General features: G+C 58.8%; 20 protein-coding genes. 8 read left to right on the forward strand and 12 right to left on the reverse strand.

The annotated features are described in order from the left end of the window. Nucleotides 1-35: 35 nt before the first annotated feature. Both SLW75_RS27860 and SLW75_RS27865 read left to right on the forward strand, forming a co-directional pair. The gene (locus SLW75_RS27860) at nt 36-317 is read left to right on the forward strand and encodes a hypothetical protein (protein WP_410936032.1); all 282 of its coding nucleotides are present in this window, start codon (nt 36-38) and stop codon (nt 315-317) included. Nucleotides 318-563: 246 nt separating this feature from the next. Then, nucleotides 564-950 (forward strand): hypothetical protein, encoded by a 387-nt coding sequence (locus SLW75_RS27865; protein WP_410936033.1) that lies wholly within the window; start codon nt 564-566, stop codon nt 948-950. Nucleotides 951-1102: 152 nt separating this feature from the next. Here the strand turns inward: SLW75_RS27865 and glyA are convergent, their stop codons facing one another. The 3 genes from glyA to SLW75_RS27880 all read right to left on the reverse strand — a co-directional run bounded on the left by glyA (nt 1103) and on the right by SLW75_RS27880 (nt 6813). Next, entirely contained in the window at nt 1103-2356 is a 1254-nt protein-coding gene (gene glyA / locus SLW75_RS27870) for a serine hydroxymethyltransferase (protein ID WP_410936034.1), read from the reverse strand. A 220-nt stretch (nt 2357-2576) separates the two neighbouring features. Continuing rightward, nucleotides 2577-6404, reverse strand: a complete 3828-nt coding sequence (locus SLW75_RS27875) for an EAL domain-containing protein (protein ID WP_410936045.1) — start codon at nt 6402-6404, stop codon at nt 2577-2579. Between the two features lie 217 nt (nt 6405-6621). Continuing rightward, nucleotides 6622-6813, reverse strand: coding sequence for a hypothetical protein (locus SLW75_RS27880; RefSeq protein WP_410936035.1), 192 nt, complete (start codon nt 6811-6813; stop codon nt 6622-6624). 3 nt (nt 6814-6816) lie between these two features. Between SLW75_RS27880 and ettA the strand changes: the two genes are divergently transcribed. After that, nucleotides 6817-8481, forward strand: coding sequence for an energy-dependent translational throttle protein EttA (gene ettA, locus SLW75_RS27885; RefSeq protein WP_065987538.1), 1665 nt, complete (start codon nt 6817-6819; stop codon nt 8479-8481). 75 nt (nt 8482-8556) lie between these two features. Here the strand turns inward: ettA and SLW75_RS27890 are convergent, their stop codons facing one another. Continuing rightward, nucleotides 8557-9051, reverse strand: coding sequence for a GreA/GreB family elongation factor (locus SLW75_RS27890; protein ID WP_410936036.1), 495 nt, complete (start codon nt 9049-9051; stop codon nt 8557-8559). Nucleotides 9052-9134: 83 nt separating this feature from the next. Then, nucleotides 9135-9494 carry a hypothetical protein gene (locus SLW75_RS27895; protein WP_410936037.1) on the reverse strand — a complete coding sequence of 120 codons (360 nt, stop codon included), beginning with the start codon at nt 9492-9494 and terminating at the stop codon, nt 9135-9137. A 226-nt stretch (nt 9495-9720) separates the two neighbouring features. On the opposite strand from SLW75_RS27895, the gene SLW75_RS27900 reads away from it, so the two are divergent. Then, complete coding sequence (locus tag SLW75_RS27900; protein ID WP_065987536.1) at nt 9721-10929, forward strand: multidrug effflux MFS transporter; 1209 nt, start codon at nt 9721-9723, stop codon at nt 10927-10929. Between the two features lie 713 nt (nt 10930-11642). After that, nucleotides 11643-12335, forward strand: coding sequence for an ArsR/SmtB family transcription factor (locus SLW75_RS27905; RefSeq protein WP_065987535.1), 693 nt, complete (start codon nt 11643-11645; stop codon nt 12333-12335). 71 nt (nt 12336-12406) lie between these two features. On the opposite strand, the gene SLW75_RS27910 is transcribed toward SLW75_RS27905, so the two are convergent. Continuing rightward, on the reverse strand, nt 12407-13360 hold the full coding sequence (locus SLW75_RS27910; protein WP_065987534.1) for an adenosine deaminase: 954 nt from the start codon (nt 13358-13360) through the stop codon (nt 12407-12409). Between the two features lie 329 nt (nt 13361-13689). On the opposite strand from SLW75_RS27910, the gene SLW75_RS27915 reads away from it, so the two are divergent. Then, nucleotides 13690-14781, forward strand: a complete 1092-nt coding sequence (locus SLW75_RS27915; RefSeq protein WP_065987533.1) for a calcium:proton antiporter — start codon at nt 13690-13692, stop codon at nt 14779-14781. A 68-nt stretch (nt 14782-14849) separates the two neighbouring features. Here the strand turns inward: SLW75_RS27915 and SLW75_RS27920 are convergent, their stop codons facing one another. The 6 genes from SLW75_RS27920 to SLW75_RS27945 all read right to left on the reverse strand — a co-directional run bounded on the left by SLW75_RS27920 (nt 14850) and on the right by SLW75_RS27945 (nt 21505). Next, complete coding sequence (locus tag SLW75_RS27920; protein ID WP_410936038.1) at nt 14850-16205, reverse strand: 8-oxoguanine deaminase; 1356 nt, start codon at nt 16203-16205, stop codon at nt 14850-14852. A gap of 170 nt (nt 16206-16375) precedes the next feature. Continuing rightward, nucleotides 16376-17062 carry an SDR family oxidoreductase gene (locus SLW75_RS27925; RefSeq protein WP_410936039.1) on the reverse strand — a complete coding sequence of 229 codons (687 nt, stop codon included), beginning with the start codon at nt 17060-17062 and terminating at the stop codon, nt 16376-16378. A gap of 598 nt (nt 17063-17660) precedes the next feature. Further along, on the reverse strand, nt 17661-18248 hold the full coding sequence (locus SLW75_RS27930; protein WP_410930603.1) for an IMPACT family protein: 588 nt from the start codon (nt 18246-18248) through the stop codon (nt 17661-17663). A 32-nt stretch (nt 18249-18280) separates the two neighbouring features. After that, a complete protein-coding gene (locus SLW75_RS27935; protein ID WP_192132861.1) occupies nt 18281-18940 on the reverse strand; it encodes a TetR/AcrR family transcriptional regulator in 660 nt (219 codons plus the stop codon). An 84-nt stretch (nt 18941-19024) separates the two neighbouring features. Further along, nucleotides 19025-20410, reverse strand: coding sequence for a uracil-xanthine permease family protein (locus tag SLW75_RS27940; protein WP_410936040.1), 1386 nt, complete (start codon nt 20408-20410; stop codon nt 19025-19027). A gap of 174 nt (nt 20411-20584) precedes the next feature. Then, nucleotides 20585-21505 carry a LysR family transcriptional regulator gene (locus SLW75_RS27945; RefSeq protein ID WP_410936041.1) on the reverse strand — a complete coding sequence of 307 codons (921 nt, stop codon included), beginning with the start codon at nt 21503-21505 and terminating at the stop codon, nt 20585-20587. A 142-nt stretch (nt 21506-21647) separates the two neighbouring features. Here SLW75_RS27945 and SLW75_RS27950 point away from each other — a divergent pair, with 142 nt between their 5' ends. Beyond that, nucleotides 21648-22994 carry an aspartate aminotransferase family protein gene (locus SLW75_RS27950; protein WP_410936042.1) on the forward strand — a complete coding sequence of 449 codons (1347 nt, stop codon included), beginning with the start codon at nt 21648-21650 and terminating at the stop codon, nt 22992-22994. Nucleotides 22995-23061: 67 nt separating this feature from the next. Continuing rightward, nucleotides 23062-24555: a CoA-acylating methylmalonate-semialdehyde dehydrogenase gene (locus SLW75_RS27955; RefSeq protein ID WP_410936043.1), complete on the forward strand. Its 1494-nt coding sequence runs from the start codon at nt 23062-23064 to the stop codon at nt 24553-24555. The last annotated feature ends 231 nt before the right edge of the window (nt 24556-24786 follow it).

The raw sequence follows: 24786 nt of genomic DNA on the forward strand, positions 1-24786 counted from the left end.
CACTTGGTCTCGTCTCATATTTTTTCTTGAAATACATGGAATGCATTGAGGATTATCTTTCCGACATCGACATGATCGGCTTACATGCAGACTATTACGGTAATACTTGGTTGGGCCGAAGAATGCGCGAGTCGTTCATTACGATGATCTTGATCATGCCGGGAGCATTTAAAAAGCAGGAAGTCATTCCCCTGTACAAGCTTCAGAAGCTTCCTGGCCACTTTCGGTTTTGGATAAAATTTTTCTTCTATTCGGCGATAGTTCTTCTTTCTGCAATGACCGTGCTCTACCTGCGTCTTAAGCAGGGCCGCGCATAGCGAGTTCTCGATCGAAGATTATTGAAATATATTTGACTTTATTTGGATGGTTTCGCCTCACCGTCTTGTGCTACTTGATAAAGATGTCACGAGAGTCCGCAATCTGACGGTCAGACATCCGAATCTATATCGCACTGGGATATACGGCTGCATTAGGTTGCGGGATTATTGCCGGCGGTACTTCGCTTATGCAGGCGGTACCCTGGGCGAAATAGCCGGTGAGTCATTTGGGGAGAGGGTCTACGAATGGATACCCTGATCTCTTACGACGTGGCTGTCTGGTTGGGGTTTATGGATTTCGTTTTGGCCTTCATTCATATAGTGTCGTCTCATCTTTTTTTCCTGAAATACATGGAGCGCGTTGAAGATTATCTTTCTGATATCGAGATGATCGGCCTGCATGCAGACTATTACGGTGACACATGGCTGGGGCGGAGAATGCGCGAGTCGTTCATAACAATGATTTTGATCATGCCGGGAGCATTTAAAAAGCAGGAAGTCATTCCCCCGTACAAGCTTCAGAGGCTTCCTCGGCACTTTCGGTTTTGGATCAAGTTTTTCTTCTATTCAGCGTTAATTCTTCTCGGTGCACTCGGCCTGATTTGCTTGCGTCTGAAAATGGGGCGGCCATAGACAGTTCTCGATTGAAAGATCATCGAAACTTTCATCCTGATTTTCCGATGATCTTTTACTCTATCCGCTTCGGTCAGGAGTAAATGGGAGGAGCAGTTCCCAACAAAAAGCCCGGCTAACAAGCCGGGCTTTTTCACATCAAACAACCGCTATCAAGCGCCGTAAACCGGCAGCTTGGCGCAGATGGCCTGGACCTTTTCGCGAACGGCGTTGATCACCGCTTCATTGTTCAGGTCGGCCAGGATGTCGCAGATCCAGCCGGCCAGCTCCTTGCACTCTGCTTCCTTGAAGCCGCGCGTGGTCACGGCCGGGGTGCCGAAGCGCAGGCCGGAGGTGACGAACGGGGAGCGTGGATCGTTTGGCACCGAGTTCTTGTTCACGGTGATGAACGCTTTGCCCAGTGCGGCGTCGGCGTCTTTACCGGAGATGTCCTGCTTGATCAGCGACAGCAAAAACAGGTGGTTTTCAGTACCGCCGGACACCACGTCGAAACCACGCTCGATGAACACGCCGGCCATGGCCTTGGCGTTTTTCACCACTTGTTCCTGGTAGGTCTTGAACTCAGGCTGCAGCGCTTCTTTGAAGCAGATCGCCTTGGCCGCGATGACGTGCTCCAGAGGACCGCCCTGGCCACCCGGGAAAACAGCGGAGTTCAGCTTCTTCTCGATCTCGGCATTGGCGCGCGCCAGGATCAGGCCGCCGCGTGGGCCGCGCAGGGTTTTGTGGGTGGTGGTGGTGACGACGTCAGCGAAGGGAACAGGGTTCGGGTAAACGCCTGCAGCGACAAGACCGGCTACGTGCGCCATGTCGACGAACAGGTAAGCGCCGACCTTGTCTGCGATGGCGCGGAAACGCGGGAAGTCGAGGATCTGCGAGTAGGCCGAGAAACCGGCAACGATCATCTTTGGTTTGTGCTCAACAGCCAGACGCTCGACTTCGTCGTAGTCGATCAGGCCGTTGCCGTCGATGCCGTACTGAACAGCGTTGTACAGCTTGCCCGAGGAAGAAACGCTGGCGCCGTGGGTCAGGTGACCGCCGTGGGCCAGGCTCATGCCCAGGATGGTGTCGCCAGCATTGAGCAGCGCCAGGTACACCGCGCTGTTGGCCTGGGAACCCGCGTGTGGCTGGACGTTGGCGTAATCGGCGCCGAACAGTTCCTTGGCGCGGTCAATGGCCAGTTGCTCGACGATGTCGACGTATTCGCAGCCGCCGTAGTAACGCTTGCCGGGGTAGCCTTCAGCGTACTTGTTGGTGAGGACCGAGCCCTGGGCTTCCATGACGGCCGGGCTGGTGTAGTTCTCCGAGGCGATCAGCTCGATGTGATCTTCCTGACGCTTGGCTTCCTGTTCCATGGCGGCGTACAGGTCGGAGTCGTACTTGGCGATGGTCAAATTGCGGCTGAACATGGCGGTCCTCGAGGATCGGGCAGTAGAAAAGGGGAGCATTCTAACCCATCGGGTTTTATCTGGCATATGAAAGCGGGTCATGTGCGTGATGAGCGCGATGCAAGGCTAAAGCCTGGCTGCAAGCCTCAAGCCTCAAGCCTCAAGCTTCAAGCCGTTAGCTTCAAGCTGAATGCGGCGCGGCTTCTGCTTGTAGCTTGCCGCTTGAAGCTTGCAACTCGCGTCAGTCGAGCATGAACAGCGCATCGTTGCTGAACTGCGCCTCGAACCGCGTCGCCGGCATGGGGCGCCCGAACAGATAGCCCTGCACTTCGTCGCAGCCGTGTTCGCGCAGAAACTCCAGCTGCTCGTGGGTTTCCACGCCTTCGGCGATCACTGACAGATTGAGGCTGTGGGCCATGGCGATGATCGCCCGGGCGATTTGCGCGTCCTGTTCGCCGGACGGCAGGCCATCAACGAAGGTGCGGTCGATCTTCAGCACGTCGATGGGGAACTGCTTGAGGTAATTCAGCGACGAGTAGCCGGTGCCGAAGTCATCGACCGCAATGCTCAGGCCCAGTCGCTTGAGCCCGGCCAGAATTTGCATGGCTTCGCTCACCTCACGCATCAGGATGCTCTCGGTCAGTTCCAGCTCGAGGCAGGCGGGCGGCAGACCGATTGCCTGAAGGATGCCGGCAATGCGCGTGCCCAGCTGACCGTCCGAAAACTGCCGTGCGGAAATGTTCACCGACACCTTGGGCACGCGAACCCGCGCCAGGTGCCACTCGCGCAACTGGAGGCAGGCCTCCTTGAGCACCCACTCGCCGACTTCGACCACCAGCCCGAGCTCTTCGAGCACCGGGATGAATTCCACTGGCGGTACCAAACCGCGGCGCGGGTGACGCCAGCGCAGCAGCGCTTCGGCGCCGGTCAGACGCTTGCCGTCGCCACTGAACTGCGGCTGGTAATACAGCGTGAACTCGCCCTGCTCCAGGGCATGGCGCAGGTCGCTTTCCAGCTCCAGACGCTCAAGGGCACTGGCGTTCATGTCGGCTTGGTAAAACTGAAAGTTGTTCTTGCCGCGTTCCTTGGCGTGGTACATCGCCGTGTCGGCGTTCTTCATCAGCTGACTCAGTTCGTTACCGTCCTGAGGGCTGAGCGCGACGCCGATACTGGCCGTGACGAAAAACTCGCGCCCTTCCAGCACGAAGGGTTTCACCAGACTGGCAAGAATCTGTTCGGCCACATGAATCGCACGGTTCAGCGCCGCCTGTTGAGTGGGGCGAGGTTGCAGCAGCAGCGTGAATTCATCACCGCCCATGCGCGCTACGGTGTCGTCTTCGTCGACGCATCCGAGCAGGCGCAAAGCCATTTCCTTGAGCATCCGGTCGCCGGCAGCATGGCCCAACGAATCGTTGATCGGCTTGAAGCGATCGAGGTCGAGGAACATCAACACCACCCACGTTTGCTGACGTTCGGCGTGCAGCAACGCGCTGTGCAGGCGATCCTGAAACAGCGTGCGGTTGGGCAGATGGGTCAGTGCGTCGTAATAAGCCAGCCGATGAATACGCTGCTCGCTGGCCTTGCGCTCGCTGATGTCGCTGAAGAAGCACACGTAGCTGGCCAGATCGCCTTCGTCGTCGAGCACCGCAGTAATTCCGACCCATGCCGGGTAGTGCTCGCCGTCGCGCCGTTTGAGCCACAGCTCACCCTCCCAGCTACCGCGCTGGCTCAGCTGTTTGAGGATGTAGCCCAAGTGCGCTGCCTGCTGGTTTTCGACGGTCAGCATCATCGGCATTTGATCCAGCACTTGCGATACGGCGTAGCCACTGACCCGGGTGAAGGCGTCGTTGGCCTGCACGATGTAGCCCGCAGGGTCGGTGATCAGAATAGCCGAGGTCGAGTGCTCGAATACCGTGGCTGCCATCCGCAGGTCTTTTTCGGCGCGCCGCTGCTGACTGACATCACGTCCCACACCGAGAACGCCTTCGAAGGTCCCGGATTCATCCCACACCAGAACCAGACGCAGTTCCACGGGAATCTTGCGACCATCAGCGCGCATGCAATCGAACAGGAACAATTGAGTCGTGACCTCGCTGCGCAGGTCTGCCAGGGTTTCGGGCTTTTTCAACGCCTTACTGATCCGCTGCAGCAGCCCATTGAAGCCGCTGAGCTGCTGAGGGTTGGCGATGATCGCTTTCCAGCCGTTCTGCAGGATCCACTCGGCGGTGTAACCCAGCACGGTGTGGACAGAAGGGCTGATGTAGTTGGCCCGCAATAATGGGTCGGTGGAGAAGATGACGTCGCTGATGCTCTCCGCCAGCATGCGGTAACGCTGTTCGCTCTCGCGCAGGGACTGACTGGCCTCCACTTGCTCGGTGATGTCTTTGGCGACGCCCACAATGCGCCGCACCTGACCGTCGTCATCCGCCGCCAGCGCCTGTTCGCGGATGTCGAGCAAGCGCCAGCCGTCATGCCGGTCACGAAAGCGCAGCTGACGATGAATCGTCTCGCCGCTGCAAGGCTCGCCATGGGTCCGGCGTAACTGCTCGTAGGCGCTGAGATCATCCGGGTGCAGCAAGACCTCCCAGAAGTATTCGCCCATCTCCTCCAGCTCGGGCCGGCTGTAACCCAGCGTCTGGCCCAAGTGGTGGTTGCTGTAGATCATTCTGCGCGTGACTACATCCTGTACGTACAAATGGTCGGGAACGGTTCGCACCACATCCGACCAGAACCGCTCCCGCTCTTGCAGCGACAGCTCGGCCTGCTTGCGGTTAGTAAAATCACTGATGCTGAGGATCACGGCGTTGAAGTCTTCGGGCTGCTCGGGCAAACGCATGACCAGCCAGAGATGCTGGTCACTGCCCTGAGCGCCGGGTAGCAGGATTTCCAGCTCCAGTTGACGTTGCCCGTCGAGGACGGCCTGAAGGATCTGCAGACCGATGCCGTTTTTGAGGCGGGGGCAACCTTCGATGAGCTGTTGCCAGACATGCTGGGCCGACTCTGCGTGCAACAGTTGAGCGGCGACCTGATTGACTTCGGTGATGCGCAACTGCTGAAGCAGATCGCTGATTTGCTCAGGCTGGCGGGTCAGGCGCGCGTTCAGGTCTTCGCCACTGTTCACGTGCAGATGCTTCAGACAGGCCGGCAGACCTGAGAGGTCCAGCACACAGAGCGCGACGCCAGAGCCTTCAAAAATGTCTTTGTAGCGGCGACGGCTTTGATGCAACTGGAGTTGGCGGCGGCGCAGGCTGCGCAACGCGAACAACGGGATGATTGAACAGAGCAGGGCGAGCAGGCATTTGCCGATCAGTGGCAGCAGCAGAGTCTGGCGAGCTTTCTGCGGGTCGAACAGGCCACGCAGTTGCCAGTCGCTGTGGGTCAGCGGCTGCAAAAGGACGGTCTGCAGTTCACTGTCAGCGGACTCATCGGCGTCAGGCAGGCTTTTGTAAAGGGGGCGGTGACTGCTGATATCTTCCAGTCGCCAAGCGGGCTGGAAATCCAGGTCGCTTTGGTGGGACAGGGATTTCAGCATGTCGGGCTTGAGCCGTAGCGCCCAGTAGCGCTCATTGCCGGTGCCGGTGCCCGGCTGCCGGATGAACAGGTAGAGCGTCGAGGCGCTCGAGTCGTTGGCATAAAAGTATGGGTGACCCTGGACGACCGAATGCATCTGGGTCAAAAAGCCGACGTCACGGGTATCGCCGTCGCTGTCAACAGCGACATTCCCGTCGCTGTCGAGCCAGACCAGGCTTTTCAGCGCCGGCATGGACTGACGCAGACTGGCCAGCACTGCCGCTGATTCGTCTGCAGATTGCGAAGCGTCGTGCGCCTCGTCGAGCACGTTCAGTGCCACCTGCGCGTTGAGGGCCATGTTCAGCCCCAACCGGTCGGCGAGCTGCACGCTGTAATCAATGCTGCGCTTGTGCTGACGCTCCTGAGACTGCTGGAACTGCTCGATCATCTGCCATAACAACAGCATCAACATCATCAGAACCAGGACCGCGAGCGCACCTCTGAGTACGCCTCTGTAAGGCACATTCGTTGCGCTATCGGATGGGCGCAGGGGTGAGATGGGTGTCGGTTTGAACAAACTGTGATCCTGACTACTGGACTGAATCAGCATGTGCGATACGCACTATAAGCCCGGTGCGCAAAAGGCGGCTAGCATGCCACCGAGCTGTGGCAAAGTGCCATCGCTATTGGGCCGGACGGTTTGCCCTGCTGCGTGCATTCGGGTAGCTTTGCGCCACGCGCGACGCGCCGGTTTCTGCACGGTGTGCTTGCATGCTTCAGAAGACTGCAAGCATTGCTCCAGCTTTAATACCGGTGCTCGGAAGTTTGTCCCCGCCGCGCCGCTTCGGCCTGATCAATTCAAGGCCCGGAATCGCGCTACGGCAAGCTGCGGCGCGAAGATAAACGCATTTTTTGCGACGCAGCACCAAGCTCGCTCCTTTATTCACCGTCTCATTCCAGGTTTTCATTCCATGGCTCAATACGTCTTTACCATGCATCGGCTGAGCAAAGTTGTTCCGCCGAAGCGGGAAATCCTGAAAAACATCTCCCTCTCGTTTTTCCCCGGCGCCAAGATCGGCGTCCTCGGCCTCAACGGTTCGGGTAAATCCACGCTGCTGAAAATCATGGCCGGTGTCGACACCGAGTTTGATGGTGAAGCGCGCCCGATGCCCGAGCTGAACATCGGCTATCTGCCCCAAGAGCCGCAGCTCGACCCGACCAAGACCGTACGTGAAGTGGTCGAGGAAGCGGTCAGCGTGATCAAGGACGCTCAAGCGCGCCTGGACGAAGTCTATGCCGCCTACGCGGAGCCGGACGCTGATTTCGACAAGCTGGCGGCCGAGCAGGCCAAGCTGGAGTCCATCCTGCAAGCCAGCGACGGCCACAACCTGGAGCGCCAGCTGGAAGTCGCCGCCGATGCGCTGCGTCTGCCGGCCTGGGATGCCAAGGTCGAACACCTCTCTGGTGGTGAGAAACGTCGCGTCGCGCTGTGCCGCCTGTTGCTGTCCGCCCCGGACATGTTGCTGCTCGACGAACCGACCAACCACCTGGACGCCGATTCTGTCGCCTGGCTCGAGCATTTCCTGCACGATTTCCCGGGCACCGTGGTAGCGATCACCCACGACCGGTACTTCCTCGACAACGTCGCTGGCTGGATTCTGGAACTCGACCGCGGTGCGGGCATTCCGTACGAAGGCAACTACTCCGGCTGGCTTGAAGCCAAGTCCGATCGTCTGGCGGCCGAATCGAAGCAGCAGTCGGCCCATGAAAAGGCCATGAAAGAAGAACTCGAGTGGGTCCGTAAAGGCGCCAAGGCGCGCCAGTCGAAATCCAAGGCCCGTCTGCAGCGCTTCGAAGAGCTCCAGTCCCAGGAATTCCAGAAGCGCAGCGAAACCAACGAGATCTACATCCCGGCTGGTCCGCGCCTGGGCGACAAGGTCATCGAGTTCAAGAACGTCACCAAGGGCTATGGCGATCGCGTGCTGATCGACAACCTGTCGTTCTCCATGCCTAAAGGCGCCATCGTTGGCGTGATCGGCGGTAACGGTGCCGGTAAGTCAACGCTGTTCCGCATGCTGATGGGCAAGGAGCAACCGGATTCCGGCTCCATCGAAGTCGGCGAAACCGTGCAGCTGGCGTGCGTCGATCAAAGCCGCGACGACCTGGACGGCAGCAAAACCGTGTTCGCGCAGATTTCCGACGGCTCCGATCAGATCAAGATCGGCAACTACGAAATCCCTTCGCGCACCTATGTCGGCCGTTTCAACTTCAAAGGCGGCGATCAGCAGAAGTTCGTGAAGGACCTGTCTGGCGGTGAGCGCGGTCGTCTGCACCTGGCGCTGACGTTGAAGGAGGGTGGCAACGTCCTGCTGCTCGACGAACCGTCAAACGACCTAGACGTTGAAACCCTGCGTTCCCTCGAAGAAGCCCTGCTGGACTTCCCGGGCGCTGCCATTGTGATCTCTCACGATCGGTGGTTCCTTGACCGCGTTGCGACTCATATCCTCGCGTACGAAGATGACTCGCAAGCCGTGTTCTTCGAAGGCAACTACACCGAGTACGAAGCCGATCGCAAGAAACGCCTCGGTGACGCAGCTGCTCAGCCGCACCGCGTGCGTCACAAAAAACTGGCCTGATTCGGGTTGGTGTCATAAAAAAAACGGAGCCTTCGGGCTCCGTTTGTTTGTCTGGCCTATTGCCGGTCAATTGAGTCAGTCGCCGGCCTCAATCCGCATGACCTCGATGACTGCATCGCCGACCGGCCGCTGCCAGGTGACTTCGTCCCCGACACTGGCGCCGAGCAACGCCTTGCCCAGCGGTGACGCCCAATTGATCAACTGACTGCCAGCATCGGCCTGATCCTCTCCGACCAGTTGCACGCGCTGCTCGGCACTGTCCTCGTCGGCAAAGGTCACCCAGCTGCCAATCTGAACCTTGTCCTCTGACGTGCTGCTGACCACTTGGGCGCTCTGCAGGCGCTGGTTGAAATAACGCAGGTCGCGTTCGATTTCCGCCATGCGCTGTTTGTCGGCGTCATCACCTTGGGCGTTCTGTTCGCTGTATTGCGCTTGCAGCTGCTCAACCTGAACGTGCAATTGATCAAAGCCGCGCTGGGTGACGTAGTTGATCTGGGCGCTGATCTGCCGTTCAACCGGCGGGTCGATTTGCGCGGCGGCGTTGTCTTCGTTGACGAAGGCGCGACTCATGGCGGGCTCCTGTTCATGGCTTGATCACATTGGGCCATAGCGAGTCCCCGATAGTTTCACGCGCTGTCCGCCGGCGCAGGCTTTCAATGAGAGCGGTACGCCTTGGCGGCGTCCTGGGTTCGCTGACGGTCCCAATCGCGGTCCCGGTTATTCCAGATGCTGTCGCGGCCCTGATCCTGGACATTGCTGTTGGCAAGTTGCGCCTGGCACTGGCGGAATCCGTCCGACCAGCCTTGCGCATACAGCGTGTCACGCAAATAGCGCGGCACGTCCTTTTTGAATTGCCCTTTCATGAGATCGATGGATTGCCGCCCGCTCCCGCAGCCATCCTGAAAACCGTCAGCGAATGCCGGTGGGTAACCTTCGGCCACTAACTGGTCGTGGGTAGACTGACATCCGGCGATGACTACAACGCACCACAGCACAGCCCATCGCGTATTCATTTTGATTTCCTCACTGCTTGAGAAAAGTTTAGAAGCGCTTCTGTGAGTTATTGGTAAAAACGCTGTAGGAAATCCATTAACTGATGCCCGGTCACGCGCAATAAGTTCCGCCTTCTTTGCTTGGCGACGATAGCTTGAAAAACGTCCGGTAATTTTCCTCTGAGCGGGCCGTGCAGATTCAAGGTTGTTAAACTGTCGCGCTGCGCAAAACCGTTTAGGAAGATTGATGAACCTCAGAACGATTCTGATCCTCGGCGCACTCAGCGCTTTTGGCCCATTGGCCATCGACTTTTACCTGCCAGGTTTCCCGGCCATCGCGTTGGCGTTCGGCACCGACGAGAAACACGTTCAGCTGACCCTGGCCTCTTATTTCCTCGGCCTGAGCATCGGCCAGCTTGCCTATGGCCCGATCGCGGATCGTTTCGGCCGTCGGATCCCGCTGTTGTTTGGCGTCGGCTTGTTCACCCTCGCATCCCTGGCGTGCGCCCTGGCGCCTTCACTGGAGTGGCTGATTGCTGCCCGCTTCGTACAAGCGTTGGGCGGATGTGCCGGCATGGTGCTGTCGCGGGCGATCGTCAGCGACAAATGCTCACCCGTCGACTCGGCCAAGGTGTTCTCGCAATTGATGCTGGTCATGGGCCTGGCGCCGATTCTGGCCCCCATGCTGGGCGGGTTGTTGGTCAACGTCGTGGGTTGGCAGGCCATCTTCCTGACCTTGACGGGATTCAGCGCACTCACCGCAGTGGCGGTATTCAGGGGCTTGCCGGAAAGCATGCCGGCCGGCCACCCGCGACTGCCGCTCTCGGGCGCGCTGGGTTCTTACTGGAACCTGCTGGGCGACCGGATCTTTCTGGGCCACGCGCTCACCGGCGGCATCGCGATGGCCGGGATGTTCTCCTACATTGCTGGCTCGCCTTTCGTTTTCATCAAGCTCTACGGCGTCCCGGCGGAACACTACGGATGGTTGTTCGGCATCAACGCTGCCGGCTTCATCCTCATCGCCCAGGTGAACGCCCGACTCGTTGGCCGCTATGGTCCGGCGTGGTTGCTGTCGCGGACTGTCTGGATCTATCTCGCTGCCGCTCTCGTGCTCTTGACCATCGCCTCCCTGCACACCGAAAAGCTGTGGCCGCTGCTGATCCCGCTGTTCATCTATATCGCCAGCCTGGGCTGCATCATCCCTAACGCTTCGGCGTGCGCGATGAGCGGGCAGGGCAAACGCGCGGGCAGCGCGTCGGCCTTGTTGGGGTGTTTGCAATTCAGTGTCGCAGCGGGCGCTGCGGCACTGGTTGGCGTACTGCATGACGGGACAGCCGTACCGATGGCGACCGTCATTACCTTGTGTGGTGTGCTGGCTGTGACGCTTGCCATGATCACTCGCCGGTCGCAGCAGAAGCGAGACGCGCAGACTCCTCACACGGATGTGCGTATCTAACCGATGTCGGCAATGTTAATGCGTTGCCGATTTTCACCGGGTTTAATGTGTGCCTGTACAAGCATGTTCAGCCTGTTGAAAAAGAGTGGGTTATATGAGGTTGTTTACTACTTCCGAATTGGAAACTTCTTACAGAGAATCACAACGCTTAAGGGAGTCGCGTGATTTATCCAGAGAAGTTCACTTCTGACATCCCCCGTCAGCAGATTATTTTCTTGAAGGGCTCAGGAGTTTCCGTTGTAGGCAATCGCCCTAGCGCTAAACTCGCGAACTGCCCTCATTCCCGCAAATGCCCGTCCTTTAAGGGGGGAAGGCGGCTATCCAGCTGAGTCTGTCCATCAAATGATATGCCGGATTATGCTGAACATTCGCCAAAACGGCCCACAAACAAAGGGCTAGCCCATGGACAAGTTGATCCGCCGATCGGCTGCAGGTCTTATACTAAGCGCCGTCATGGATCCGATTTAATTCTCATTTTTCTAACTGTATTGCGATGGCGCAGCTATCTGTATGGCCTGCAAGTTCAAGCGATCAGAGTTCGTATGAGGTGATTTAAATCAAGGTTCGTTTTCGCCTTAAACACCGATGATGGTCCACCACAGCAGCGGCCCGGCGCTTTCGACTGATTACGCCCGTGATCCCGCGCCAATGCACGCCTCGACCTGCGCACCGGCGCCGGTCCGCTTAGATAATGTTCAACAGGGAGTGAAGACATGGAATATGTACCTTGCATCAGCCAGATCGCTGCGTTGCTCGCCGACCCCAAACGCAGCGCGATCGTGTGGGCATTAATGGACGGAACATCGCGAGCGGCCAATGAAGTAGCTTCGCTGGTGGGTCTTTCCACTTCCTCCGCCGGTGCGCATCTGGCGCGCCTTGCCGCCGGGGGATTGCTGCGCCACGAAGTGCGTGCCCGCAAGCGCTACTTCAGGCTCGCTGCCCCGGAAGTCCGCACCGCCGTCCAGGCGCTGGTCAGTGCATCAATGGTCAGCGCGGATCTGATCAGCCGCAGCATGGCGCAACCGTTGCCACCACTGCCGCTGTGTCGCGCCAGTGTCTGCGCGGATCACCTGGGTGGCGAAATGGGGGCCGAGCTGTATTTGAGGATGCTGGGCGCGGGCTGGATCGAACAATCCGAGCACCGTCTCGAAGTCACCAGTGTCGGTATTTCCCGCTTTGCCGAACGGGGGATTTTTATTCCCGCGCTGGCCCACAGACGACGCGAAGCCGTGTGTGCCTGTGTTGACTGCCATGAAAGCAGGCCGCACCTGGGCGGCGCCTTGGGGGCAGGGCTGTTGCAGTTGTTCATGCAGCTGGGTTGGCTGCGGACGACGGAAGAGGCCTCTACGTTGCAGGTCTCTTCCAATGGGCAGCGAGAAATCAGCAAGATCGCTTCGGCGGCGTGACGCCTTCGGAGGAAGCGCGGCGTGTGGCGCAGAACGTCCACACGCTTTTGCTCATCAAAGGACGTGACGGATCAGGGCTTGATCAGGCGGGCGTCGAGGCTGTTTTGCGCCAGGCGCTTGGCCTGATCCTGGGTCATGCCCAGATGGGTGTGCAGCGCGTGGAAGTTCTCGGTCACGTAGCCCCCGAAGTACGCCGGATCATCGGAGTTGACGGTCACTTTCACGCCGCGCTCGAGCATGTCCAGAATGTTGTGCTGACCCATGTGATCGAAAACGCAGAGCTTGGTGTTGGACAACGGGCAGACCGTCAGGGGGATTTGCTCATCGATGATGCGCTGCATCAGGCGCTCGTCTTCGATGGCGCGCACGCCGTGATCGATACGCTGGATCTTCAGCAAATCCAGTGCTTCCCAGATGTACTCCGGCGGACCTTCTTCACCGGCGTGGGCAACAGTCAGGAAGCCTTCACCGCGAGCGCGATCAAAGACGCGCTTGAACTTGCTCGGCGGATGGCCCATTTCCGAGCTGTCCAGGCCGACGGCGACGAAGGTATCGCGATAGGGCAGGGCCATATCGAGGGTTTTCTGCGCTTCGTCTTCGCTCAAATGGCGCAGGAAGCTGAGGATCAGGCCACTGCCGATGCCGAGTTTTTCCTTGCCGTCTTTCAAGGCGCCGGCAATGCCGTTAAGCACGACTTCAAACGGGATGCCACGGTCGGTGTGGGTCTGAGGATCGAAGAACGGCTCGGTGTGAATGACGTTCTGCGCCTTGCAGCGCTCTAGGTAGGCCCAGGTCAGGTCGTAGAAATCCTGCTCGGTGCGCAGCACGTCGGCGCCGCGGTAATACAGGTCGAGAAACTCCTGCAGATTATTGAAGGCATAGGCCTTGCGCAGGGTTTCGACGTCTGCCCAGGGCAGGGCGATCTTGTTGCGCTCAGCCAGAGCGAACAACAGTTCCGGCTCCAGCGAGCCCTCCAGATGCAGGTGCAGTTCTGCCTTGGGCAGGGCGTTCAACCAGTCGTACATGGGCGTTGTCTCTTAAGGTGCAATGTCGGGCATTCTACAGAGTCAGGCGCGTGGGCTGAATAAAACCTGACCGGACGGTTCACACGGTACTTTGGCTTGCATCACCAACGGTTCAGGCGACGATACGCCGCAGTTGCCGGCGTTTATAGGCGACTGCCGGTCCTGAACACCGTCAGATTGAAGACAATTTGATGGGGCGGCGCGACGATGTGTCGCGACCCGCTGCTAACCTGTCTTGAAACCTTTGTTTACATCCACACTCTCAAGCGCTTCAGTAAACTTCACTTCATGGATGTGCGGCCAGGGTCGCAAGGGGCTAAAAGGCAGCGATGGGCACGATTCTAAAGCAGGAAAAGTTTCTTCTACTGGCGGTCATTGCGACCTTTTTCGCGTACTTCTACGAACATCAGTTGCTCAGCAATGGGAACACCATCGCGCTGATCGCGGGCATCGCCCTGGTGGGCTTCATCATATGCGCCTCGCTGCGCGTGGCTCACCATGCCGAGTTGCTGGCGGAAAAGGTTGGTGATCCCTACGGCACGATGATCCTGACCTTGTCGGCGGTGCTGGTTGAGGTCGTGATTCTGGCGATCATGATGAGCAACGAACCTTCACCCACGCTGGTGCGGGACACCATCTACTCGGCCGTAATGCTCGACATCAACGGGATTCTGGGTCTGGCCGCGTTGATGGGCGGGCTCAAGCACGGCGAACAGTCTTACAACGATGACTCCGCGCGGTCTTACAGCGTGATGATTCTGACTGCCATGGCGGTGTCGATGGTGGTGCCGGAATTCATTCCCGAAGGGAAGTGGAAGCTTTACTCGGCCTTCACCATCGGCGCAATGATTCTGCTTTATGCGCTGTTCCTGCGTATGCAGGTTGGGCCGCACAGTTACTTCTTCAGCTACAACTACCCGGACAAGAAGCGCCGCAAGGGTGAGGCCGAAGAAGCGCACGAGCCAGTCAACCTGACGCGTTCGATCGCCACGCTGGTTTTCGGCGTGGTGGTGATTGGAGCGTTGGCCGAGGTCATGTCGAAAACCGTCGATCTGGGTCTGGAAGGCAGCGGCGCGCCGCCTGTCATGACGGCGATTCTGGTGGCGGCGATCTCGGCAGCGCCGGAAATACTGACCGCCTTGCGAGCCGCGCTGGCCAACCGCATGCAGTCAGTGGTCAACATTGCGCTGGGCGCCTCGCTGTCGACGGTGATCTTGACCGTTCCGGTCATGGAAGGCATGGCGCTCTACAGCGGTCAGGCGTTCCAGATGGCGATGACGCCGGTGCAGACAGTGATGATCTTCGTCACCTTGCTGGTCTGCGCCATCAACCTCAACGACGGCGAAACCAACGCCATCGAAGGCATGACGCATTTTGTGCTGTTTGCCACCTTCATCATGCTGTCTTTGATGGGGCTGTAGACCGGTTTCGGCTTGAGGGCAGCAGTGGGGAGTCAGCAGTTTCACTTCCCCACCGCTGCAGCAGCGCATCACCCCCTGATCAATTCCGCAGCGGCCTGCCGATGGTCTGCGACCAATCCCTTCAGATCCAGTCCTTCTACCTCACCGTCAATCACTCGCCATTTGCCGCCGATCATCACCCGATCTGCGCGATCAGCCCCGCACAGCAACAGCGCCGAGAGCGGATCGTGGCTGCCGGAGAAGCGCAACTCGTCCAGCTTGAACAGCGCCAGATCAGCCTGTTTGCCTGCAGCCAACTCGCCAATGTCCTGCCGGCCCAACAATTGCGCCGAGCCCTTGGTCGCCCAGCCCAATGCCAGTTCCGGCGTGATCTTTTCCGCACCGTAACGCAAGCGCTGCAGGTAAAGCGCCTGCTTGGCCTCAAGCATCATGTTCGAGGCGTCGTTTGACGCAGATCCATCGACGCCCAGACCGATTGTCGCGCCCGCCGCAAGCAGGTCCAGCGTGGGGCAGATGCCTGACGCAAGGCGCATGTTCGAACTCGGGCAATGACAGACCCCGGTGCCCGCCTGGCCAAAGCGCGTGATCTCTTCACTGTTGAAGTGAATCCCGTGCGCCAGCCAGGTACGAGGGCCAAGCCACCCGACGCTGTCCAGGTAATCCACTGTGCGCAGGCCGAAGCGCTGCAGGCAGAAATTCTCCTCATCCAGGGTTTCGGCCAGATGCGTGTGCAGGCGCACGTCGTGCTTCTCCGCCAGCGCCGCGCTTTCAACCATGATCTCGGTTGTCACGGAAAACGGCGAACACGGTGCTAACGCAATCTGGACTTGCGCGCCGTCATCCCGCTCGTGGTAGGTCTCGATCAACCGTACGCTGTCATCGAGAATCACCTGGCCCTGCTGGACGGTTTGTTGGGGTGGCAGGCCTCCGTCTGCCTCGCCCAGGGTCATCGAACCCCGCGTCAGCATCGCGCGCATCCCGAGTTCGCGGACGCTTTCTACCTGGACATCGATGGCGTCTTCCAGACCCTGCGGAAACAAATAATGGTGGTCGGCGGCGGTGGTGCAGCCCGACAGCAGCAACTCGGTCAGGGCGACCTTGCTGGCCAGTGCGAGCTTTTCCGGCGTTAATCGCGCCCACACCGGGTACAGGGTTTTCAGCCAGGGGAATAACGGCTGATTGACCACCGGGCCCCAGGCGCGAGTCAGCGTTTGATAAAAGTGGTGGTGAGTGTTGATCAGGCCGGGCAGCAGCACATGCTCCCGTGCATCGAATACGTGATCGCAAGGCTGTGCAGGCTGTTGCCCGAGCGGGAGCATCTCCACGATAACCCCGCCTTCGACCACCAGGCCGCCGCGAGCATCGAGTTCATTGGCCGTGAAAACGGCGAGGGGGTTTTTCAACCAGGTACGGATCGCGGGCATTGGCCGGCTCCTCTGAAAGTGGGTTCAGGTCGCCAGCTCAGTGTTGCCCTGTCTGCTGATCCAGGGTCGCCGCAGCATCGAACGTGCTGCGAGGCGAGGGCGGATTTTAGAATGGTGTGGCGGGCGCGGGCAAGTCATGTCAGCTCATGCTGCCGCGACTTGCATCGCAATCACCAGGGAATCGTCTCACCCTTATAGTTCACGAAGTGATGACCGCCTTTCCCTGCAAACCGCTCAAGCTGCTCGACAATCCCACGCACGCTGGTCTCGACGTCGATATCCGCGCCTTCGCCACCCATCGCCGTACGGACCCAGCCCGGGTGCATCGATACCACGGTGGGCTTGTTATCGGCCAATTGCGTCACGAACGTGTGGGTCATTGAGTTCAGCGCGGCTTTGCTTGCTTTGTACAGCGCCATCTCTGGCGCGTCCGGCATGGTGACGCTACCGAGCACCGAGCTCATGAACGCAATCACGCCGGTCTCGGGACGGATCTGGTCGACGAAGCGTTTGGCGAGGCGGATGGGCGCGACGGCGTTGGTGAGAAACAGCTGACCCAGTTCGCCGGCAGTGGCGTCGGTGGGGTTGGGATGCATCGGACCCATCACGCCGGCGTTGACGAACAGCAGGTCATACCTCTGGCCCTTGAGGTTATGAGTCAGCACTTCGAGGGAAGACGGCTCGTCGATGTCCAGTGTCTGCAACTGAACATTCGGCAGTGCCTTGATCTCGTCGGCCTTTTGAGCGTCGCGGACGGTGGCAGTGACTTCCCAGCCCAGTTCCGTCAGACGTTTCACCAGTCCGAGGCCGAGGCCGCGTGACGCTCCGATGATCAGGGCTGTTTTAGGGGTGGACATTGAAATGACTCCTTTACAGGCAAACAAAAAATTTAGCTCAATCCATGGACAGCACGGCGCGACGGGAATTTTGTTTCTTGAAGCGCCGTGGTGCCGCGAGGCGCACACGTTAGCGCCAGAGGATGACAGAGGCTCGCGACATATGTGAGTGGACGTTTCCCACAGGAAGCTCAGGGGGCAGGATGGCGCACGCTCGTGCCTGCTGGCGGTATGTCTGTATAAAAAATATCCAATTCCGCCAATGCGTGCTGTACCCGGCAGTCGGCGAAGGCTTGCACGGGTTATCCACAGTTTGCTCCACAGGTAATGTGAGCAACTGTGGAGTAGCGACACAGTCCGCTCGAATCGGGGGTTGCATTGGCATAACTGGCGTTAACATCCTGTTTTACGACAGGTTTTACTCACAGGGCACTGTTTTGGATAAAAAGTGATCAAGCTCCGCCAAGTCATATGGATCAAGGGCTGCGGCGGTGTGTGCTCAGCTTGTCCACAGCCGGATGCACAGTAGATGTGGGCAAATCCACTGGCGATTACGGTCGTCGCGTCTCATTGCAGGACCGGCTTTAGCCGGGAAGGCGTCGATGGGTCCGTGGATCGGTTACTGCGGCCGCTGCAACACGATCCGACCGCGACTGATGTCGGACAATTGGCGCTGAAGCGTTTCGATCTGCTCGGGCCCCAGGGCGATTGAGAGCGTGACGCCGTTTGCGTTGAAGCGCTCATCCTCCACAAGCCCGTTGAGTTCAGCCACTCGCAGCTTTATCAGCACCAGTTCACTGAAGCTGCAATCGAATTGCAACGACACTCGGTTGATCAACGGCACCCGATCAGCCTGCTGCAGGCATTTATTGGCGCCTCCACCATAGGCCCTCGCGAGCCCGCCGGTGCCCAGTTGAATCCCTCCGTACCAGCGGATGACCAGCACTACGACCTGATCGAAATCCTGAGCATCAATGGCCGCGAGTATCGGCCGCCCAGCCGTGCCGCCCGGTTCTCCATCATCGTTGCTGCGGTACTGCGCGCCCAGCTTCCAGGCCCAGCAATTGTGCGTGGCGTCGAGATCACTGTGCTCCTCGATGAACGCTTGAGCATCGGCAGCCGTGTCGATGGGGGCGGCGAGGGTAATGAATCGGCTCTTGCGAATCTCTTCGCGAAACTCGCAGGGGCCGGTGAGCGTAAAAGGCATTGTAGTTCCAGACTGCGCTTGGGTTTTCAGGGTTATAAAGCAGGCGTGAGTCCGCAGCCTTTGAGGATAATGCGGATCAAGTTATCCCCAGCGGCCTCCATGTCTTGCTTGGTCAGCTTCGAACGGCCGGTGACCTGGCAAATCTGCGTGGCGAAGTCAGCGTAATGCTGAGTGCTGCCCCACAGCAGGAAAATCAGATGCACCGGATCGACCGGATCCATCTTCCCGTCGTCGATCCAGGCCTGGAAAACGGCGGCACGCCCCTGGAACCATTCGCGGTAGTCCTGGCTGAAATACTGGCTCAGGCACTCGCCGCCACTGATGATCTCCATCGCGAATATGCGCGAAGCCTGTGGCTGGCGTCGTGAGAACTCCATCTTGGCGCGTATGTAGTGCGTCAGCGCCTGTGCCGGATCGTCGTCTGCGCTCAAGTTGTTAAAGGTACTGTCCCACAACTCGATGATGTTGCTCAGCACCGCGATATACAGACCCAGCTTGTTGGTGAAGTAATAGTGCAAGTTGGCTTTGGGCAAACCGGCATTCTGCGCGATGGTGTTCATGCTGGTGCCCTTGAAGCCATGCCGAGCGAACTCGTCCTCGGCAGCCTTGAGGATCGCTTCTTCGTTCTTCTGCCGAATGCGGCTGGCCGGTTTGGTGGCGCTGGGGCTGTGAGCGGGGACTTCGAGGGTCATGTGCGGTTCCAGACGGATCATTTGGGTGCGACGCGGTGAACACATAGCGCACCCGCGATCATCCGACAAGCGTGACCTTGTAAATCAGTGCTCAAAGGATTCCGTTGCCTGGTTGTTGGCTTCGCTCGAGGTCTTGGCCTCCGGAAGTAACAGGCACATCACGATGGCCGTCAGACCGCCGCTGGTGATTGCCGAGTCAAACAGGCTCTGCACCCATTGCGGCAAATGATGCAGCAGCGTCGGCTGCGCCGCGATACCCAGCCCTACACCGAACGAGGTGGCGATGATCAACATGCTGCGGCGATCCAGCGGCGCTTGAGCAAGGATCCGGACGCCCGCCGCCGCGACGCTGCCGAACATCACCAATGTTGCGCCGCCAAGCACTGGTTTCGGAATCTGCTGAAGAACCGCACCGATCACCGGAAACAGTCCAAGCAGAAAAAGGATCGCTCCTATATAGAGGCCGACATAGCGGCTGGCCACGCCGGTGAGCTGAATCACCCCGTTATTCTGCGCAAAGGTGGTATTCGGGAATGCGCTGAAAGTCGCCGCGATCATGCAACTGACACCGTCGCCCAATACACCGCCCTTCAGTCGGGCAATGTAGCTTTGGCCCTTGATGGGTTCGCGGGAGAGCATGCAGTTGGCGGTGAGGTCGCCGACGGTTTCGATACTGCTGATCAGATAAATAAGCGCCACCGGTAGGAACGCGGCCCAGTCGAAGCTGAATCCGAACCGAAAGGGCACGGGAATGCTGACCAGCGCAACATCGGCGATGGAGTGAGGTACGAGCTTGCCGCTGAACCACGCTGCAATGCTGCCGACCGCGAGCCCGATAATAATGGCCGACAGCCGCAACCAGGGCGCGCTTGAACGGTTGAGCACGACGATCACTGCCAGCACAAAAACGCCAAGGGCCAGATTCACCGGCTCGCCGAAGTCCGGAGCGTTGAAGCCGCCTCCCAGATCCGTCACGCCGACCTTGATCAAGCTGACCCCGATCAGCGTGATGACGATGCCGGTTACCAGCGGCGTGATCACCCGACGCAACTGGCCGATGAAACGGCTCAGCACAATCTGCACGACGGCGCCGAAGAAACATACCCCGAACACCATGGCCATGATGTCTTCCGGGCTGCCACCGCGCTGCTTGACCATGAAACCTGCCGACAGCACCGCACCGAGAAATGCGAAGCTGGTGCCTTGCAGGCAAATCATGCCGGCGCCGATACCGAACGGTCGGCGCGCCTGAATGAACGTGCCCACCCCCGAGACCATCAGCGCCATGCTGATCAGATACGGCATGTAAGCACCAAGCCCGAGTGCCGATCCGATAATCAGTGGTGGCGTGATGATGCCCACGAATGCGGCGAGGACATGCTGGATTGCAGCCAGGACCGCGGGTCCGGGGTGCGGCCGGTCGTTGAGGCCATAGATGAGGTCGTTATTGTCTGGCGCTTCAGGCTGCATGCTGGCTCTCGATGTTTGTGTGGGGCTTCGACATCCAGCGTTACTGCAAAAACCTGTCCAATTGATCAGTTACCTGTTCACCGATTCGCTGTACATGCCCGTGTCTCAAGGGCTGGACGAATATGGCAGCCGGTTGACTGCGTGTTATTGAGGCGCCGACGTACTGAGCCGGCTTCATCGTGTGGCAGCCAGACTCTCCAGAAAACTTTCCAGCACCAAATGGGGGCGGCGGCCTTTGCGCGTGACGGTCACAAGGCTGAGGTCATAAAACCGCGCTTTGGGCTTCAGCGCACGCAGCCGACCTTGTTGCACCCAAAGGCTGGCGTAGTGGTCGGGCAGATAACCGATGTAACGCCCGGTCAGAATCAGAAACGCCATGCCTTCCCGATCCGACGCGCTCGCGGTGCACTTCAGCGCCTGATAGTGGGCCTGGATTTCACTCGGCAGACGAAACGTCGGCGCAATGGTTTCCTGTGCGGACAGTCGATCGTCGTTAAGCAGCGCATCATCTACGTAAAACAAGGGATGCCCGACCGCGCAATACAGCAGCGAACGTTCGCTATACAGCGACTGATATTCCAGGCCTGACAAGGCGCTGGCCTGGGGTACGACGCCAACATGCAAGCTGCCGTCGAGCACCCCTTGCTCGACTTCGTTGGGCGCGATCATGCGGATATTGATGTGCACGTCCGGGCCACGTTCTTTCAGCTGGGAAAGCGCGTGGGTGATGCGCATGTGGGGGAGTGTGACCAGATTGTCCGTCAGCCCGATGTTCAATTCGCCGCGCAGATGTCGGTGAAGACCGTTCACCTCCGTACGAAAACTCTCAAGTGCGCTCAATAGCTGCAGTGATGACTGATAGACCTCTCGGCCTTCCTCCGTCAGGGAAAACCCGGCACGGCCTCGTTGGCAAAGGCGTAATCCCAGGCGCTGTTCGAGATCACTCATCTGCTGACTGATGGCAGATCGACCAATACCCAGCGCGCTTTCCGCTGCCGAGAAGCCGCCGGACTCTACTACGCTGCGAAAGATGCGCAGCAGACGGATGTCAAAATCGCTGACTTGCGCCAGCGGGTCGTTGCGGCGGGTGCTCATAGTTTAGTGACCGGTGAACTGAGGATCGTAAAAGCAGGGTTTTCCAGACTTTATGCCCGTGACACTTTAGCTGCAACCGGCTTGCACCCGCCCGCACTTCAATGGGGAAGTCAGGCCCCCACGACCAGTGAGGTTAATTCCGATGAATATGCCCGAATCGTCCGACATGTCTCTGGCGAGCCAACTCAAACTTGACGCCCACTGGATGCCCTACACGGCGAACCGAAACTTCCATCGCGATCCACGTCTGATCGTCGCCGCCGAGGGGAGCTATCTCACGGACGACAAAGGCCGCAAAATTTATGACGGTCTGTCGGGGCTGTGGACCTGTGGGGCAGGGCACACCCGCAAGGAGATTCAGGAAGCGGTTTCCCGGCAGCTAGGTACGCTGGACTACTCGCCGGGATTCCAATTCGGACACCCGCTGTCCTTCCAGCTGGCTGAAAAGATCACCGATCTGACACCCGGCAAGTTGAATCACGTCTTCTATACCGACTCCGGATCGGAGTGCGCTGACACTGCCGTCAAGATGGTGCGCGCTTACTGGCGCTTGAAAGGCCAGGCGACCAAAACCAAGATGATCGGCCGTGCCCGTGGCTATCACGGCGTGAACATCGCGGGCACCAGCCTGGGTGGCGTCAACGGCAACCGCAAGATGTTCGGGCAATTGATGGACGTCGATCATCTGCCTCATACACTGCTTGCCAGCAACGCCTATTCACGTGGCATGCCGGAGCAGGGCGGCATTGCGCTGGCGGACGAGATGCTCAAGCTGATCGAACTGCACGACGCTTCGAACATTGCAGCGGTGATCGTTGAGCCCATGGCGGGCTCTGCGGGCGTGATTGTTCCGCCGCAGGGGTATCTCAAGCGTCTGCGTGAAATCTGTGATCAGCACAATATTCTGCTGATTTTCGACGAGGTGATTACTGGCTTCGGGCGCACCGGTTCGATGTTCGGCGCCGACAGCTTCGGCGTGACGCCGGACTTGATGTGTATCGCCAAGCAGATCACCAACGGTGCGATCCCCATGGGAGCAGTCATTGCGAGCGCCGAGATCTACCAGACGTTCATGAACCAGCCGACGCCCGAGTACGCCGTGGAGTTTCCCCATGGCTATACCTATTCAGCTCATCCGGTTGCCTGCGCTGCCGGGCTTGCCGCCCTGGAGATCATTCAGCGCGAGAGCCTGGTGCAGCAAGTAGCCGAAACCGCACCCCATTTCGAAAACTCGTTGCACGGCCTCAAGGGCAGCAAAAATGTCGTCGACATCCGTAACTACGGGCTTGCAGGCGCTATTCAGATTGCACCGCGCGACGGCGATGCCATTGTGCGTCCCTTCGAGACCGCGATGAAGCTGTGGAAGGCCGGTTTCTACGTGCGCTTCGGCGGTGACACCCTGCAATTTGGCCCGACTTTCAACAGCAAGCCGGACGACCTCGACCGCATGTTTGACGCAGTTGGTCAGGCCCTGAATCAAATCGACTGATCCCCTTTGCAGGCTCACAGGCGCCACTTCGGTAGCGCCTGCGGGCTGATATTTTCCGGAGTTATGCATGAGCACCATTCAACACCTGATACATGGCGAGCTGATCAGCGAAAACGGCCGCAGCGCCGATGTGTTCAACCCGTCGACTGGCCAGGTCATTCGCACGGTGCCACTCGCCAGTCGCGAAACCGTGCAACAGGCGATCGACTCGGCCAAAGCGGCCTTCCCTGCATGGCGCAACACCCCTCCTGCCAAACGCGCGCAGGTGATGTTCCGCTTCAAGCAGCTGTTGGAACAGAACGAGGCACGTATTGCCCGACTGATCAGCGAAGAGCACGGCAAGACCCTCGAAGACGCGGCGGGAGAACTCAAACGCGGTATCGAGAATGTCGAATACGCGAGTGCGGCGCCTGAGATTCTCAAGGGCGAGTACAGCCGCAACGTCGGCCCGAACATTGATGCATGGTCTGACTTTCAGCCGCTTGGCGTAGTGGCGGGCATCACCCCGTTCAACTTCCCCGCGATGGTTCCGCTTTGGATGTACCCGTTGGCGATCGCCTGCGGCAACTGTTTCATCCTCAAACCGTCCGAGCGCGATCCGAGCTCAACGTTGCTGATCGCTGAGTTGCTGCATGAGGCCGGATTGCCGAAGGGTGTACTCAATGTCGTGCACGGCGACAAGGTGGCGGTTGATGCGCTGATCGAAGCCCCTGAAGTCAAAGCGCTGAGCTTTGTGGGATCTACACCGATTGCCGAGTACATCTATAAAGAAGCCACCGCACGCGGCAAGCGGGTTCAAGCACTGGGCGGCGCGAAGAACCACGCCGTGCTGATGCCCGACGCAGACCTGGATAACGCCGTGAGCGCTTTGATGGGCGCGGCCTATGGCTCGTGCGGCGAGCGCTGCATGGCGATTTCGGTTGCGGTGTGCGTGGGTGACCAGGTAGCCGACGCATTGGTTGCCAAGCTAGTGCCGCAAATCAATGGATTGAAGATCGGCGCCGGGACTTCCAGCGGTCTCGATATGGGCCCCCTGGTCACGGGGCAGCATCGTGACAAGGTCAGCAGCTATATAGAAGACGGCGTGGGTGCAGGTGCGAAGCTTGTGGTAGATGGTCGTGGGCTCACGGTCCCCGGACATGAAGATGGATTCTTTCTGGGTGGCTGCCTGTTCGACCATGTCACGGCCGAGATGCGTATCTATAAAGAAGAGATATTCGGTCCGGTGCTCTGCATTGTGCGTGTGGATAGCCTTGAACAAGCGATGCAGTTAATCAACGACCACGAATATGGCAATGGCACGTGCATCTTCACTCGCGATGGTGAGGCGGCCCGTCTGTTCTGCGACGAGATCGAAGTAGGTATGGTTGGGGTGAACGTTCCGCTGCCTGTACCTGTGGCTTATCACAGCTTTGGCGGATGGAAGCGGTCACTGTTTGGTGACCTGCATGCTTATGGCCCGGATGGCGTTCGCTTCTATACCCGTCGCAAAGCCATTACACAGCGATGGCCGCAGCGCGCCAGTCACGAGGCCTCGCAGTTCGCGTTCCCCAGTCTTTAAGGCTCTGGGTGGGCAAGTCCCCAAACTTGGCCACCCCGTCAGCTATTTTTGATCCATATGACAGTTTCATTAAATTAGGGGTTGACGCCTCTCCGGATCTGTCTATAATTCGCCCCACTCCCGGCGCAGACGAAACGGAAAACTCCTTGATAATCAAAGGGTTGGACGAAGTAAGCAGCGAGGAATGCTTCGGTTCAGATGCTTGAATCGACAGCGGTGAAAAAGGCAGTT

The organism is Pseudomonas sp. W5-01 (genome assembly GCF_046540435.1).
Classification (GTDB): Bacteria; Pseudomonadota; Gammaproteobacteria; order Pseudomonadales; family Pseudomonadaceae; genus Aquipseudomonas; species Aquipseudomonas graminis_B.